This is a genomic window from Halomonas sp. AOP43-A1-21 (assembly GCF_052376775.1).
In the GTDB taxonomy this organism is placed as follows: Bacteria; Pseudomonadota; Gammaproteobacteria; order Pseudomonadales; family Halomonadaceae; genus Vreelandella; species Vreelandella colorata.
The window spans coordinates 1-15,686 of the sequence record NZ_JBQSWC010000051.1; the positions used below are offsets into that span (position 1 = coordinate 1).

The 15,686-nt window shown below is 51.6% G+C and carries 15 protein-coding genes and 1 pseudogene; 13 read left to right on the forward strand and 3 right to left on the reverse strand.

All coding sequences use genetic code 11. The features are described 5' to 3' along the window. The first annotated feature begins 996 nt into the window (after positions 1 to 996). From ACT3R7_RS19540 to ACT3R7_RS19560, 5 genes are all read left to right on the forward strand, one after another. Positions 997 to 1,173, forward strand: coding sequence for a DUF2933 domain-containing protein (locus tag ACT3R7_RS19540; protein WP_008958470.1), 177 nt, complete (start codon positions 997 to 999; stop codon positions 1,171 to 1,173). 40 nt (positions 1,174 to 1,213) lie between these two features. After that, positions 1,214 to 1,558, forward strand: coding sequence for a hypothetical protein (locus tag ACT3R7_RS19545; protein WP_022522184.1), 345 nt, complete (start codon positions 1,214 to 1,216; stop codon positions 1,556 to 1,558). A 220-nt stretch (positions 1,559 to 1,778) separates the two neighbouring features. Further along, entirely contained in the window at positions 1,779 to 3,116 is a 1,338-nt protein-coding gene (locus ACT3R7_RS19550; RefSeq protein WP_008958468.1) for an APC family permease, read from the forward strand. Positions 3,117 to 3,143: 27 nt separating this feature from the next. Next, entirely contained in the window at positions 3,144 to 3,602 is a 459-nt protein-coding gene (locus ACT3R7_RS19555) for a hypothetical protein (RefSeq protein ID WP_008958467.1), read from the forward strand. Next, positions 3,595 to 5,907, forward strand: coding sequence for a heavy metal translocating P-type ATPase (locus tag ACT3R7_RS19560; RefSeq protein WP_008958466.1), 2,313 nt, complete (start codon positions 3,595 to 3,597; stop codon positions 5,905 to 5,907). Before ACT3R7_RS19555 ends, ACT3R7_RS19560 begins: the two co-directional genes overlap by 8 nt. A gap of 22 nt (positions 5,908 to 5,929) precedes the next feature. Here ACT3R7_RS19560 and ACT3R7_RS19565 read toward each other — a convergent pair. After that, positions 5,930 to 6,361, reverse strand: a pseudogene (locus ACT3R7_RS19565) (ISL3 family transposase); the annotation flags it as partial. A gap of 61 nt (positions 6,362 to 6,422) precedes the next feature. Between ACT3R7_RS19565 and ACT3R7_RS19570 the strand changes: the two are divergent. Further along, a protein-coding gene (locus ACT3R7_RS19570; protein ID WP_101146503.1) for an IS3 family transposase occupies positions 6,423 to 7,588 on the forward strand; the annotation gives its coding sequence in 2 pieces (ribosomal slippage) (positions 6,423 to 6,684 and positions 6,684 to 7,588; 1,167 coding nt in all). Between the two features lie 413 nt (positions 7,589 to 8,001). Continuing rightward, positions 8,002 to 8,898 (forward strand): hypothetical protein, encoded by an 897-nt coding sequence (locus tag ACT3R7_RS19575; RefSeq protein WP_193091995.1) that lies wholly within the window; start codon positions 8,002 to 8,004, stop codon positions 8,896 to 8,898. 116 nt (positions 8,899 to 9,014) lie between these two features. Here ACT3R7_RS19575 and ACT3R7_RS19580 read toward each other — a convergent pair whose 3' ends face one another. Together ACT3R7_RS19580 and ACT3R7_RS19585 are read right to left on the reverse strand one after the other, a co-directional pair. Continuing rightward, entirely contained in the window at positions 9,015 to 9,452 is a 438-nt protein-coding gene (locus ACT3R7_RS19580) for a DUF411 domain-containing protein (protein WP_016915528.1), read from the reverse strand. Further along, a complete protein-coding gene (locus ACT3R7_RS19585) occupies positions 9,449 to 9,598 on the reverse strand; it encodes a hypothetical protein (RefSeq protein ID WP_167385703.1) in 150 nt (49 codons plus the stop codon). Before ACT3R7_RS19585 ends, ACT3R7_RS19580 begins: the two co-directional genes overlap by 4 nt. Positions 9,599 to 9,794: 196 nt before the next feature. Here ACT3R7_RS19585 and ACT3R7_RS19590 point away from each other — a divergent pair, with 196 nt between their 5' ends. From ACT3R7_RS19590 to ACT3R7_RS19615, 6 genes are all read left to right on the forward strand, one after another. Further along, positions 9,795 to 10,295: a cupredoxin domain-containing protein gene (locus ACT3R7_RS19590; protein ID WP_016915529.1), complete on the forward strand. Its 501-nt coding sequence runs from the start codon at positions 9,795 to 9,797 to the stop codon at positions 10,293 to 10,295. A gap of 14 nt (positions 10,296 to 10,309) precedes the next feature. After that, positions 10,310 to 10,975: a response regulator transcription factor gene (locus ACT3R7_RS19595; protein WP_009288249.1), complete on the forward strand. Its 666-nt coding sequence runs from the start codon at positions 10,310 to 10,312 to the stop codon at positions 10,973 to 10,975. Next, the gene (locus ACT3R7_RS19600; RefSeq protein WP_208458210.1) at positions 10,962 to 12,296 is read left to right on the forward strand and encodes a sensor histidine kinase; all 1,335 of its coding nucleotides are present in this window, start codon (positions 10,962 to 10,964) and stop codon (positions 12,294 to 12,296) included. The genes ACT3R7_RS19595 and ACT3R7_RS19600 overlap by 14 nt, the downstream gene beginning before the upstream one ends. A gap of 68 nt (positions 12,297 to 12,364) precedes the next feature. Further along, entirely contained in the window at positions 12,365 to 14,188 is a 1,824-nt protein-coding gene (locus tag ACT3R7_RS19605; RefSeq protein WP_026001905.1) for a copper resistance system multicopper oxidase, read from the forward strand. 9 nt (positions 14,189 to 14,197) lie between these two features. After that, the gene (locus ACT3R7_RS19610) at positions 14,198 to 14,968 is read left to right on the forward strand and encodes a copper resistance protein B (protein ID WP_050713463.1); all 771 of its coding nucleotides are present in this window, start codon (positions 14,198 to 14,200) and stop codon (positions 14,966 to 14,968) included. Positions 14,969 to 15,099: 131 nt separating this feature from the next. Next, positions 15,100 to 15,516 carry a hypothetical protein gene (locus ACT3R7_RS19615; protein WP_156808516.1) on the forward strand — a complete coding sequence of 139 codons (417 nt, stop codon included), beginning with the start codon at positions 15,100 to 15,102 and terminating at the stop codon, positions 15,514 to 15,516. The last annotated feature ends 170 nt before the right edge of the window (positions 15,517 to 15,686 follow it).

Sequence of the window (15,686 nt, forward strand, 5' to 3'; positions counted from 1 at the left end):
TTAGATTATTATGTTAGGTAAGCAATATAGTGTTAATAAACAACTAAGAGGTTCATAACGGTGACAACGACCCACTCCAGCGCTCGCGCTTATGGTTGCAAACAGGAGAGTACATATGTCCGTTTGGCTTGTAGATCGTTGACCTGCTCGTGCACATGGGCCTTAGGTGAACGTAAACCTGCTGACTTCGCGATAAGAGATTGACGCGTTTACAGAGCAGGAACATGTCGATACGATTTCCCAGGGATATCTGGGCTATGAACGTATTGGCGGCTATGAAGAGCTTCATGAGCACCTGGGAGTTAGCGTTTCAGACCCTAATGCGATCACCTATCGCCCTGTGCTGGCAATTTTTGCCACTGCGTTACTCATCGATTTTTCTGCCAGTTGGGAGGTTCAGTGCATAATATTCACTGCACGCGTGCTAGAGTATGCCGTAGCCACAGCGATCATACCCCCGGGTCTGCAAAAGCTGCAGGGCGTAGCGAGCTTTAGCGCCATGTTTCTCAACTATGACCTGCACGCCCAGCGCCAAGTCCCCTTCAGTTACGTTTACCTTCACGCCTAGATACTTCCGAAGCTACTAATTGCTGGCCGATACGCTTATCTGGCTGGCTGCGCCACTGGCGCTATTCGTTGGCACCGTGTGACAGGTTCTGTCTTTAAAGCGATATACCTCGATAAACGTGAGCTCAAGTGCGCCTGTGTCGGCAACAGTAATACCCATTAAGCTTTGTATCGCTCACCGAAAACCTAATGATGATGGGAATGAGGCTATGGATACCGCTTGGGTAATTATCGCCTACTTTTTGCGAGGCGCTTGATCAGGATCATATTTCCCTCCGATGCTGTTCAGGTTGCGTTCAGACAAATCATCCATGATGTTATTGGGGTTATTTATTTGATTTTTCCCAAACCAACGGCCTTAACTGCTGTTGGCTCTTTGGGCGAGTTACTGAGGTGATTATGAGTAACAGTACAAGTAGTCGTTTGCTGATGTTGTGGGTGCCACTTGCTGGGTTTGTCATTTGGGCGGGATACCTGATTGGAACCGAGCACCGTCTCCACCTATTTCAGTTCTTACCTTTCCTCTTTTTGGCAGCATGCCCACTGATGCATATTTTCATGCATAAACACCACGGCGGTCATAAGGACAAAATAGACAAGGACTGAACCACTCTATATATACATGTACGCGCCTGGGAGAAAGACCATGAAAACGACACAACAAGAGCACCGCTTGGGTGTTTCCAAAAACACACTGGTGACTCGGAATTTAAAAATCAAGCCTAGTAAATCCAAACGCATTGAAGAAGCGCTGTCAGATATCGACCGACTCTATGGAATGGATAAGGTGGTCTACAACGAGAAAAACCGAAATATCAGCCTTGCTTACGATGCGCTGAGGCTCTGCATCGATGACGTTGAAAAAATTCTCAAGCTCCATGACATACAGGTCAGCGCTGATCGGTGGAACCGCTTTAAGAAGGAGTATTACCGTTTCGTCGATCAGAACGTTAAAGACAACGCTAAACAGGAACCTTGGAGCTGTCATTAATAGTCATAACGGCTACATGACACAACCAGGAGCAAGACTAGCTAGTTTAGGGTAAGAGCTGCTTGCCTGTGGCCTCGCAAAATCAGACCTTCCGTTAGTCATTTGCCATGTGGCTGCACATAGGTTCTATATTTAATTTATATAGCATCAAAAAACACCGCACAGGAGTCCTCGGCAGTTATTGCTGCTGTGGTTGCCGTTAATACAAGGAGTCGCTTTCATGGTTGGGCAGGATAGAACGCCACAATATAAAGAAAACAGTCTTTCGTTGGTCGGTGCCGTTGCATTAGGCACCGGCGTGATGATTGGGGCCGGTATTTTTGCGCTAACCGGCCAAATGGCCGAAATGACTGGTCGGCTATTTCCTCTAGCCTTTCTGGCCGCTGCCGTCATTGTCTCTTTCAGCGCTTATTCTTACGTTAAAATGTCCAATACCTTCCCATCAGCAGGTGGGATTGGCATGTATTTACAGAAAGCGTATGGCCCGACGCTTCCCACCGCCTTTCATGCCCTCCTGATGTATTTTTCCATGGTGATCGCACAGAGTTTTTTGGCGAGAACGTTTGGTTCCTACACGCTTGAGTTGTTTGACCTGGGGGATCGTTCACTATTTGTGCCCCTACTCGGGGTTGGTTTACTGCTAATAGCCTTTTTGATCAATTTATCCGCCAACCGCTTGATCGAGACCGTCGCCTCGGTGCTCGGATTTATCAAAATAGGTGGCATTATAGTGTTTGGTATTGTCGGCGTGTTTATTGCCGACTCCATCGAAATGGGTGCTGGCAACGATGCACCTACGCCTACGATAACGGGCTTTTTAGGTGCTACGGCGCTCGGCATACTGGCATTTAAAGGCTTCACGACGATTACCAATAGTGGTTCGGAGCTTAAAGATCCTAAGCGGAATCTTGGCAAAGCTATCACGATCTCGATTGCGCTATGCGTGGTGATCTATGCCCTTGTCGGTTTTGCCGTTGCCAGCAACCTATCTTTGCCTGAAATTATCGAAACCCAAGACTACTCCCTGGCCGCCGCTGCCCGTCCCGCACTGGGTGAAGCGGCAGTTGCGTTTACCGTCATTCTCGCCATGTTGGCAACGGCGGGCGGTATCATCGCCAGCGTCTTTGCCGTTTCACGCATGCTCGCCATGCTGACAGAAATGAAGCTGGTTCCTCACCGCCATTTCCACATGCCCGGCAGTGTACAAAAGCATACACTGGTGTACACCATCGTATTTGGCTTAGTGCTCACCGCTTTTTTTGACCTGAGCCGCATCGCAGCATTAGGCATCATTTTCTACCTGATCATGGATATGGCCATCCACTGGGGTGTGCTTCGTCATCTCAAGGACAGAGTGGGGGCTAATCCTGTTATTCCTAGCATTGCCATACTACTAGATGCTGTCGTGTTAATCGGCTTTTTATGGGTAAAAGCCATCTCGGACCCCATGGTGCTCATCGTTGCTGGCGTAGTAATGGCTACTCTTTTACTCGGCGAATGGATTTTCCTATCCAAACGCGACGCTTCAAACGATAGCGAGCACTCTCACACTCATTAACGTTAATAGCGTTATAGGAGGTACCAAATGGACGTTAGAACCTTTGGTGAATTGATCGATTGGACCCGTCAGTTACACGAGCATCTTGCAGCTTGCCTTGCTCATTGCGCCGATATACACGAAGAAGAGCGCGCTCGCATGTTGCTCAATTACTTAGCTGCACAGGAAGCGGAAATGCAGCGCGTTGTGGCGCGCTTTGAACAGACTGCTGACGCGAAAGCATTAAAAACCTACGTTTATGACTATTTGGAGCATAAACCTATCCGTACGCATCGTACCTGCGATGCGCCCTATTCCACGCTAAGTGTTGACGACATTTGCCGAGAGGTTTTTGATTTCCATGAACAAACGATAAACCTTTATCGAACCCTCGTTGGCAAAGCGGAAATTCCTGAGGCTAAAGAGCTCTTAGATTCCCTTTTAGCACTTGAAGAGCACGAAGCCATGCGCCTTGTTCGCCAAACGGGGAGAATGAACGATGTCTGAAGACCATAACGAGACAAAGGTGAAAGACCCTGTTTGTGGCATGGACGTTGATCCCCATACCTCCCGCCACCGTGCCGATCACGCGGGTAAGACTTGGTACTTCTGCTCAGAAAAGTGTCAGGAAAAGTTTATTGCCAAGCCTGATGCGTATCTTGAGCCAAGCAAACAGTCACAAGCGTCAGTACCCTCGGGGTCTATTTATACTTGCCCGATGCACCCAGAAGTTCGACGAGAAGGCCCAGGCGACTGTCCAATCTGTGGCATGGCGCTGGAACCTGAGACCGTCTCTGCTGACACCGGCCCTTCGGACGAACTCAAGGACATGACCAGGCGTTTCTGGATCGGCCTAGTACTGACCCTCCCCGTGTTTGCCCTAGAAATGGGTGGCCACGTGTTTGGCCTTATGCATTTTATTTCCCAGCAAACCTCTAACTGGATTCAACTGCTGCTGGCAACGCCGGTAGTCGTCTGGGCAGGTTGGCCATTCTTTGTACGCGGATGGCGTTCGCTAGTGCATCGCAGCCTTAATATGTTCACGCTAATCGCGATCGGTACCGGCACCGCGTTGCTCTACAGTTTGCTGGCCACCCTCACACCGGGCATCTTTCCCGACGCCTTCCGTCAAGCCGATGGTTCGGTGGCCGTTTATTTCGAAGCAGCGGCAGTGATTGTCGTTTTAGTTTTACTGGGACAAGTATTAGAGCTACGCGCTCGTGAAAAAACCTCTGGCGCTATTCGTGCTCTGCTCGACTTGGCGCCTGCTACCGCTCGACGCCTTGATGATCAGGGCAATGAGGAAGATATCTCTCTTGACCAGGTTCAGGTAGGGGATCGTCTCCGGGTGCGCCCCGGCGATAAGGTGCCATTAGATGGCGAAGTGATGGAAGGTCGCTCCAACGTTGACGAATCCATGGTTACCGGTGAACCACTAGCGGTGAAAAAGGAAGTCGGCGATGGCGTCATTGGCGGCAGCATCAATGGTCAAGGATCCTTTGTCATGCGCGCTGACAAGGTGGGCCAGGACACGATGCTGTCGCAGATTGTGCAAATGGTCGCCAGCGCCCAGCGCAGCCGCGCACCCATTCAAGGGCTTGCCGACAAAGTCGCCAGCATCTTTGTACCCGTCGTTATTCTCATTGCTGTTGTGGCTTTCATCGCCTGGTCATTGTGGGGCCCTACCCCGCCGATGGCGTTTGGCCTTATTGCGGCGGTTAGTGTTCTGATCATTGCCTGCCCGTGCGCGCTAGGTCTTGCTACCCCCATGTCAATTATGGTCGGTGTAGGGCGCGGTGCCCAGTTAGGCGTGTTGATTCGCGATGCCGAAGCTCTTGAACGTCTAGAGAAGGTCGACACCGTCGTCGTCGACAAAACCGGCACGCTTACCGAAGGCAAACCACGAGTGACCGAGTTGATTCTCACTGAAGGCATTGCTGAATCGGAGCTTTTGCGCTTGGCAGCTAGTCTTGAGCGAGGCAGCGAGCACCCCTTGGCCCATGCAATAGTCGAAAAGGCTAAAGAGGCAGAGGTAAAATTAACAGAAGCGTTGGACTTCGAGGCTCCCAATGGCATGGGCGTTATAGGCCAGATAGATGGCAAGCGTATTGCCCTGGGCAACCGGCTATTGATGGAAAGCGAGGGCGTTAACACCCAGTCTCAAGACACACATGCCGATCAATTGCGCAGCGACGGTGCTACTGTCATCTTTGCGAGCATCGACGGGAATTTAGCTGGGCTGCTCGCCATTGCCGATCCGGTCAAGGAAACCACCGAAGAAGCCATTCGTTCACTCCAGGCTGACGGCATTCGAGTGGTGATGCTGACAGGCGATAATCGCACCTCCGCCAACGCTGTGGCACGTCGGCTAGGCATTGATGAGGTCGAAGCTGAAGTGCTTCCAGAGGATAAAGGCCGAGTGATTCAGCGTCTCCGTGATGAAGGGCGCATTGTTGTCATGGCCGGCGACGGCGTGAACGATGCACCTGCGCTGGCTACAGCGGATGTCGGCATTGCCATGGGAACCGGCACCGATGTGGCGATAGAAAGCGCTGGGGTTACTCTACTGCGAGGAGATCTTACCGGTATTGCCACGGCGCATAAGCTCTCAAAAGCCACCATGCGTAATATTCGCCAAAATCTCTTTTTTGCCTTTGCTTACAACGCGGCAGGCATCCCCATTGCCGCAGGGATTTTGTACCCCTTCACAGGTATGCTGTTATCACCGATTATCGCGGCGGCGGCGATGTCACTCTCTTCAGTGAGCGTGATTGGCAATGCTTTACGACTTAGGATGATTGCTATTAAGTAACAATATCTGGTTCTTCGTCACTTCACGTGGATTTGGCCTGATCGAATAGGCGGCCCACCGGGCTGCCAATCAGGTAGATCATGGCGATAAAGTTGGCCTCGTTCCGGTAGCCACGTGCTCGTGACCGAGCCGCTTGGAACAGACCATTCATTCCTTCCAGTCTTGCGTTCGTCAGTCCCGAGAGCCAGCGTCTGACCACCGCGTCGGCGTGCCGCTCAAGCGTCGCCAGGGCTTTCCCCATCGGCTTCAGCAGTGGCTTTTCAGACACCGCCGCCTGCATGACCTTGAGGTAGTTCGTGATGCGCCACCGAGCCGCTCTGGGCGTTGGAGCCTTCTGGATCCAGCGTAGCTTCTCCTTGATCACCCAGGCATCGGCCGTGGCGCTCTGATCGGCCACCAACTCCTGGAGCGCCGAAAGCTGTTTGGGTGTCAGGTTCTTGTTATCCAGGTTCTTCTGATCCTGCCCAGTAACGGTGGACACCTCAAGAACGTCATACGTTACGATGAGGTGAACCATGGCAAGATCGACAACATCAATGAAGAAAAAATCATATACCCGTTACTCAGATGCCTACCGGCAAGAAGCCTTAGCGCTTGCGGATCGCATTGGCGTTGCAGCAGCGGCGCGTGAGCTGGGAATACACGCGAGTCAGCTCTATCAGTGGCGATCTAAAGCACAGCTGCAGCAAGACACATCCGAGCGAGAGCGGTCGTTGGCAGAAGAAAACGCCCGCTTGAAGCGCCAACTAGCCGAGGCAAATGAAGAGCTGGCCATCACAAAAAAGGCCGCGGTGTACTTTGCGAAAAGCCTGAAGTGAAGTACGCCTTTATCCACCGTCATCGTCAGGCGTTCAGTATTCAGCGTATGTGCCATGTTGTCGGGGTCGCTCGGAGTGGCTACTACGCTTGGCGGCAACGCGAAGGCGCATCGTCCCCAAAACGCAGCCAGCAAGCCATTATCGATCAGCATGTGGCCAAGGCTTATCACCAACGCAAAGGCCGCTCAGGCGCCCCGAGACTAACGCTAGACCTGCGAGATGATGGGATGCCGATCAACCGTAAGACGGTGGCTGCCAGCTTACAGCGTCAGGGCCTGCGCGCTAAAGCAGCTCGTAAGTTCAAGGCCACCACGAACTCACGGCATTCGCTGCCAGTCGCACCGAATCTACTAGAACAAAACTTCACGGCCTCAGCTCCTAATCAAAAGTGGGTGGGTGACATTACCTACTTGGCGACGGGCGAAGGCTGGCTTTACCTGGCAGTGCTCATTGATCTTTACTCTCGTAAAGTGGTCGGTTGGGCAATGAGTGAGCGTATGACGGCCGATCTTGTCTGTGACGCGCTACAGATGGCGCTATGGAGACGCAAAATGCCCAAAGGCGTGATAGTCCATTCGGATCGAGGTAGTCAGTACTGTTCCACGCGTTACCAATCGCTGCTTACCCGGCATGAGCTTACGTGCAGCATGAGCGCCAAAGGCAACTGCTATGATAATGCCTGTGCCGAAAGCTTCTTCCACAGCCTCAAGGTTGAAGCGATCCATGGGGAGCAATTTACAACGCGAAACGATATGAGGCGCCAGGTGTTTGAGTACGTCGAACTGGACTACAACAAACAACGGCGGCACAGTGCTATTGGGATGATCAGCCCAGAGGCCTTTGAAGCCCGAATGATCGCTTAAACCAGTGTCCACTGTTGCTGGGTAAGATCAAGTTAGCCCGTCTGCCTAAAAATGACCCAGACGCCGTCTGTCGTCAGTGCGATGTTGACAAACCGTGTGCACGATGTGGAAAAGCCAGTTCAGACTACAACATCGGCAAGGTCACTCCCTACGGCCCTGTCTGTAGCGCCTGCGCTCCCTATTTCAAAGAACCAGAACCCTGCGAGGCATGTGGGAAAGCATCTCAACGTCTTACCCGAGTGACACGTATGGGGCATGATCATCGGTTATGTCCAAGCTGTGCGACGGCAGATCACGGTACCTGCTCTGCGTGTCGTCGGCATCGCTTATTGGTCATGACATCCAGCGGTGACGCATTGTGTAAAGCCTGTTATGAGCAAGGTGAGATCGCCTGTCCATCGTGTGGCCATCCTATGCCAGCCGGTCGAGGCGATGTCTGTGAGCCCTGCTACTGGACACGAACATGCCGCAAGCGGATTTCCATTGGCCAAGCCGGTCTCACCACCAAAGCGTTACGTGAGGCATTTGGGAAATTTGGTGAATGGCTGATTCGTACCACAGGGCCGCATAAGGCTGCCCTCAAGATCAATCATTTCTTCTCGTTCTTCCTTGAGATTGACCAGGCATGGTCACGGATACCGAGCTATTCGGAGCTGCTCCATCACTTTGGGGCAGAGGGGTTGCGGCGTGTTAGGCTTCCCATGCGATGGTTGCATGAAGAGCAAGGGGTAGAGCCGGATCACCAAGCAAAGAAGATCGACTCTGAGAAAAGACGTATTCAAGCGTGTCTCAGTTCTATGCCGTCCGCTTCGCTATCAGACCAAGTGCTGCAAGCCTATTGGCTGCAATTGGAAACCCGTATAGAGGCGGGCAAAACGTCCCACACCTCCGCACGACTTGCACTAAGAGCAGCAGCCGCATTGCTACTCGCTACTGACCGGGAGGGGCAGCGGCTACCTCAACAGGGTGATGTGGACAACTATTTGCAGGCGGTGCCCGGACAAGCAGCCTCGGTGACGGGGTTTACCAATTTTTTAAATCGCCAACATGCCACCACACTAGCCCCTAGAGTGGATGAGAAGCGAGTAAGAAAACGGCGGAAAGAAAAGTTGGCTCGCTCCATGATGAAAATGGCGAAGTGTGCTGATCAAGGAGAGGACTGGAGGGAGCAATGGATCGTCACAGCCATGGAATATTTTCATGACAAGAAATTGTCCAAAAAAGCACTACGTCGTCAGACCATAGAGCTTTCAGGAGACGGGGTACAGGTGACCATGAACGGTGTGAGCTACTGGCTGCCTGCTTTATAAAACCATCATCGACTCCCACTAGCCGTCTTAAGTGGCTTTTAGTGTCAAATACATGAGGAGCTTAGCCAGCACCTCATGCAGGACAAGGGAGCCTAGTAATGACATCAAAAAATCTACTACAGAGTCATAAACGAATCGTCTTTGTGGTCAGTGAACATATAGATTTCGTAAGGCTCACCCTGAGGCCCTGGCATGCCTGGTGTACCAATGGGCATCCCTGCTAGGCCGATCCCACCTATGTCAGGTTGTTCTTCAAATAATGCCTCGACCGCTTCCATCGGCACGTGCCCTTCAATCCAGTAGTCACCTATTTCGATGGTGTGGCACGACCCCAAACCATAAGGGACGCCAGCCTTCTGTTTGATATCGCCGAGCTCAACGTTATCGACAATGGTTACATCGACTCCCAGCATTTCCAAGTGGCGAGCATATTCATCACAGCATCCGCACTGAGGATTTTTGTACAGTGTAGCTTCGTCCGGCAGTGCAGCCTGAGCCGATGTAGCCCCGAGAGCCAAAGCAATTGATAGAATAGTAGCGTTAAGATGTTTCATGAACGGCCTGCCCTCGTTGTGTGGCTAAACAAGTATTTTGCGAGCGACGCGATACCTAAGCCTACGAGCAGAAGAAAAAACAGCGGCATCAGCCAGCCGTACCAGCCCATTGAGCTCATAAAAGCTAAGCAATCGGCATTCATCATGGTAAGCCTCCGATCAAGTCAGTTAGAAATTACGTCCTAAGTTTACGACTCTAGGGCTACCTCAAGGTCAAGCCTTGTAACCTTGTGAACAATGAAAAGTTGCTATGGATCATATTCTGCCCGCTGGGTTCAGGCTCGTTTCAGGTTAACACCGTATAAATAAGCAGTGACAACAACCCTTTTGAGGTAAATGACCATGCGCAACACCATTTTAACAACTCCTTTGCTTGCTCTTTCACTAAGCCTAGTAACAAGCGCGGCATGGGCTGCGCCCGGCCATGGCGGCGGTGACAGTGGCCTGACCGACGCTGACGTTGACCGCACGATCACTCTTGATGCTGGCGATATGTGGTTCGACCCTGAAACACTAGAAATGGCGGCGGGTGAAATTGTTAAATTTGAAATCACCAACACCGGCAATTTAGAACATGAGTTTGTGATTGGTAGCAAAGAAGCCCAAGAAGAACATCGTCAAATGATGCTAAACATGGCCAACGGCGGAGGCCACGATATGTCGAATATGTCACACGGCGGCGGTCACGATATGGCCAGCATGGACATGGCAGGTGTCACCATTGCGCCTGGTGAAACCGGGACTTTATTATGGAGTGTCCCTGACAATGTTAACGAGCTAGAGTATGCCTGTAACATTCCTGGTCATTATGAATCCGGCATGTACGGTAATTTTTCTCTCTAATCTGACGCAGACCCATGAAACTGTTGCTACTCGAAGATGATGATTTGTTAGCAGAAAGCTTGGCAGAGAGTCTCAAGGACAACGGTTACCTGGTTGATTTGGCCGCTTCATTGAAAGCGGCCAAGTCGCTGATGGCAACCGAGGATTATGAGCTGGCTATTTTAGATGTCGGTTTGCCCGATGGGTCGGGGTTAGATCTTCTCGCTCATTGGCGCAAGCAGAAGCGCAGTACGCCTATTTTGATTTTGACGGCGCGCGATACCTGGGAAGATAAAGTTATCGGACTTGAAACCGGAGCCGATGACTATCTCACCAAGCCTTTCCACGAAGCCGAACTTATGGCTCGCCTGAAGGCCTTGTTGCGTAGGCAGTCTGGTCAGTTATCTCATGTGATTACGCTTAACGGTGTCTCGTTGGATGAGGCGGGTCAACGCGTGTGCTTAGAAGGAGAAACGTGGCGTTCGCTAACAGCAACGGAGTTTCGATTACTGCGCTACTTAATGCTTCATCCAGACCGTATTCACTCGAAAGATCAGCTACTAGAGCAGCTCTACGCCTTGGATCAGGACGCTGCCGCACCTAACTTGGTGGAAGTCTACATCGCTCGCCTGCGCCGTTATCTCGGTAAATCAGTCATTCAAACGCGACGTGGTCAGGGGTATTTCTTTGCTTCACATTGATAGGCGCAGTTTACGCATTCGGCTACTCGCATGGTTAGGCGGCGTCGCGCTACTGGTGGTGGTCACCACGTGGCTATTGCACGGGATCTTTTTACAGAGCCTGGCAAGGGATTTTTTAGGTGAACGCTTACAACGTGAAGCAAACCACGCGGTCGCGCAGCTAGAGCAAGACCAAACGGCTGTACCGACTGCGCTCGACTCGGTTAGCCAAGGCTATCAAGTCTTTCATCATCTCTACGTACTCCGTTTCAATGGCTCGGTCAGCGCTTCTGACCCGCAATGGCAGCAACAGCTGGCTCCGTTGCTAGATGAGAGCGGCGATGCCCTAATAGATGTGAATCGCGGAACACAGCACATGCTCGTCTATCGCCGCCATTTTGAGTGGCAGGGCACGCAGGGTGTGCTATTGGTGGGCGAGGATTTTTCCCAAGTAGAATCAGGGCTTGCAACTTTACACTGGTGGGTCGGTGGGATCGCCGCCGTGCTTTTAGGGATGCTCATCATACTCAACATGCTAGCGGTTAACCGTGGACTCATACCACTCTGGCAACTGCGCCAACAACTTGAAGCATTGCGATCAGGCAAACGTGATCGCTTGTCATTAGTAGCCCCTTCGGAGCTAGATGAATTAGTCGACCAGTTGAACTGGTTCATGGACGACATTGATCTTCGTCTGAAGCGCTCGCGAGAATCGGTCGCCAACCTATCACACGCATTAAAAACACCGCTGGCAGCCGTTACTCAAGTACTGCGTGGCAACCGGCCTATTGATGACAACCGGCGCCATAAACTACTCAGCCGTATTGAAGACATTAACGCCCAGTTGGATGCGGAGCTGCGTCGTTCACGTATTGCAGGCCCTAATGCGGGACGAATGGCCAACGTTACTCGTGATAGCTTACGGCTGATTGAGATGTTCCGTAGCCTCTATCCTGAGCGTATGTTCGACCTGACTCACTCAGCACGTGAGGAAGAACAAGTTCCCATTGAATCTCACGATTTTTCAGAAATATTAGGCATCGTGCTTGATAACGCAGGAAAATGGTCGAGCAGGCGCGTTCTTTGCGATATTGCAGTCACTGTAACTGCACTTACGCTAACTATTGATGATGATGGTCAGGGCGTTGCAGAAGAGGAACTTTCACGCCTGGGAGAGCGTGGTACACGACTGGATGAGCGCCGTCCTGGCTACGGCTTAGGCCTTTCGATTCTTGCACAGTTAATCGTCCGCTACTCAGGTCACTCTCAGTTTGAACGAAGCCCACTGGGTGGTTTACGAGTGACGATTGCTTTGCCCTTGACGGCTGAAGTGGTCAATTAATCATCATTCAGCTTTGATTCAGCTTCTTCCATCAAGATGGTGCTATTCACCATTGATGGGAGTTACACATGGCACGCTCAAGTATCATTTCTCACCCTCTTTCTCGTCGGCAAGTGTTAAAAGGAGGCGCTGCCTTAGGCTTAGGTTCTGCTGCGGCAATGGGGTTAACTCCCGCCTGGGCAAACCCCTGGGGCCGTACCAACGTCTATGCTCAGGGCGTTGAAGAAGGGCCCGAGGTATCGCTGGCGATCCGCCGTGAATCGTTGCCTATTGACGGACAAGAAGCCCAACCAATTACCATTAACGGTACCAGTCCTGGCCCGCTGATTCGTTTGAAAGAAGGTCAAGACGCAGTACTGCGTGTCACCAACCTACTGGACGAGCCCACCTCCATCCACTGGCATGGTCTCATTCTACCGCCGGAAATGGATGGTGTGCCTGGCGTTAGCTTTGCAGGTATCGCCCCTGGTGAAACCTTTACCTACCGTTTTCCCGTCCGTCAGAACGGTACCTACTGGTACCACAGTCATTCCGGTATGCAGGAGCAGCTTGGCCATGCAGGGCCATTGATTATCGACGCTGCCGAGCGTGAGCCTATCCGTTACGACCGTGAGCATGTGTTACTGCTCACCGACTGGACTTTTGAAGACCCGATGTCGGTGTTCCGTAATCTGAAAACCATGGAAGGCTATTACAACTTCCAAGAGCGCACGATTGCTGACTTCTTTGCCGATGTTCGTAACAACGGTTTTGCTCAGACCGCTGAAATGCGCGGCATGTGGGCTCAAATGCGCATGAGTTCGCGGGATATCGCCGATGTCACCGGTAGTACTTATACTTATCTTCTCAACGGCTATTCTCCTCAAGAAAACTGGAATGCCTTGTTCAAAGCTGGTGAGCGGATACGACTACGCGTGATTAACGGCTCAGCCATGTCTTTTTTCGATGTTCGTATACCTGGCCTGAAGATGACCGTGGTGGCCGCTGATGGACAACCGGTGCAACCCGTTCCTGTTGATGAGTTCCGTATTGGCGTGGCTGAAACCTACGATGTGCTGGTTTCACCTGAAGACGACCGGGCATACACCATCTTCGCCGAAGCCATGGATCGGAGCGGCTATGCACGCGCCACGCTAGCTCCACGTGAAGGCATGCAGGCGGAGATTCCTGAACGCCGTCAAATTGCAGACCGCGGTATGGAAGCCATGGGTGCCCACGGTATGGGCGGTATGGATCACTCCAACATGGCGGGGATGGATCACTCTGGCATGTCCAACATGTCGGGGATGGATCATTCCAGCATGGCTGGGATGGATCACTCCGGTATGTCCAACATGCAAGGCATGGATCACTCTACTATGGGGGGGATGGCAGCCGAGCAGGCCAAAATAGGCGCAAATGGTTTGCTTCTCGCCGGTGAAGCTCAGCCGGGCTCTCGCTATAACCAGGCGGGAATCGGCATTGATCCTGACGAACGACGCGTATTGGTTTACCGGGATCTCAAAGCGTTCACACCATGGCCTGATCGCCGTGAGCCAGGCCGTGAGCTTGAGCTGCACCTGACCGGCAATATGGAGCGTTATATGTGGTCGTTCGACGGTAAGAAGTTTAGCGAAGTGACCGGCCCTATTCATTTTGAGAAAGATGAGCGGCTGCGCCTAATTCTGATTAACGACACCATGATGGAGCATCCTATTCACCTCCACGGTATGTGGATGGAGCTAGAAAACGGCCAAGGGGAATTGATACCACGCAAACACACCCTAAATGTGAAGCCCGGTGAGCGCGTATCTGCGTTGATCACCGCAGATGCAGAGGGCAGTTGGGCGTTCCACTGCCACCTTCTCTATCACATGGATGCTGGCATGTTCCGCGTTGTTCAAGTTTCTTAAGGAGGCAGTATGAAAATTAAGCGCTACTTAACCCTCGCCAGCGCCGCCCTTGGCATGGCCGCCGCCACGACCGCTCAAGCCGAAGATGGCTATGCGGCACCAGACAGTTGGCCAGCGCCCACTGAGGAACATAATATGGGTATGGCACTGTTTGATCGGCTCGAATATAGCGTGCCTGATAAAGGCCCAGAAGCCGTGGTATGGGACTTTCAAGGCTGGTACGGCGGCGATATCAACCGCATTTACCTAAAGTCAGAAGGCGAAAATGTCCAGGGCGACGGCGAAGATGCTGAGTTTGAGTCTTTGGAACTACTCTATAGTCGTTTAGTGGCTGATTTTTGGGAGTTACAGGGGGGGATCGGTTATCAAGGCGGTGTTTTCTCCGATGATCACGCTGAACGCACCTATGGGGTTGTCGGCCTGCAAGGCGTAATGCCCTACGGCATTGAAACCGACGTGGCATTACAAGTGAGTGAAGATGGCGACGTAGCCGCCAGTTTTGAAGGCGAATACGATCTGCGCCTGACTCAGCGGCTCTACCTACAGCCGCGCACCGAAATTGCCGTGGCCGCCAGTGAAGTTGAAGAATTTGGCGTGGGCGAAGGCCTTAACTCGGTTCGTGCTGGCCTACGGCTAGGCTACGAAGTGACCCGACGCTTCGCCCCCTACATCGGTGCCTATTGGGAGAAAGAATACGGCGACACTGCAGATCTCTCCCGAGCCAGTGGCGACAACACTGAAGATACTGGAGTTGTTGCCGGTGTTAAACTAATGTTCTAACGACTCTGACAGTGTGTAACTTTTAACGTCACCAAATGGTGGCGTTTTTTATTATTTTTATTTTTATATTCAGCTTCATTTCAAAAACCCCAGCTAATATAACCATGTAACCAACCACTGGAGTAGTTATCATGAAAGTTAAATCAATTCTCTTTGGAGCGCTTGTAGCTAGCATTCTTTCAACGCCTGCATTGGCTAACTATGGGACGACCATCCAAGATCTGCCACTACTTGAAAGAGGCGTCTCTTCTACACAATTGCTGGCCCAAGGCCAATCAAAGCGTTTCAATATTAACATTCAACAAGCGACTACGCTGAAGATAGCAAGTGAGCACTTCCCAGGCGCAACCAGCACTGGTAACCGTATCTCTGCTGTGCTTTACAATGCAGCTGGACAGCAGGTGGCAGAAGCATCCAGCCCCCGTGGCCATTTTGAAATGGTTCGCCAATTGCAGCCAGGTAATTATCAGCTTGAAGTAACAGGTAATGCATTGGGAGGTACTAAAGAAAAGGACAATAACCGCTATGAGTTACATGTTGACTATTAATATATAGTCAATGATTTAAAATATAGGGCCAGCCTTCATGCTGGCCCTTTTATTTAGCAGGCATGTCTATCGTTGCATAAGCCTATTTGTAACCGTAGCTAGAATATTAAAATAAAAGAGTAGGGTGTGCTTGCCTGTGTGTGGCACATAGGTTCTATGCTTTTAGTTAA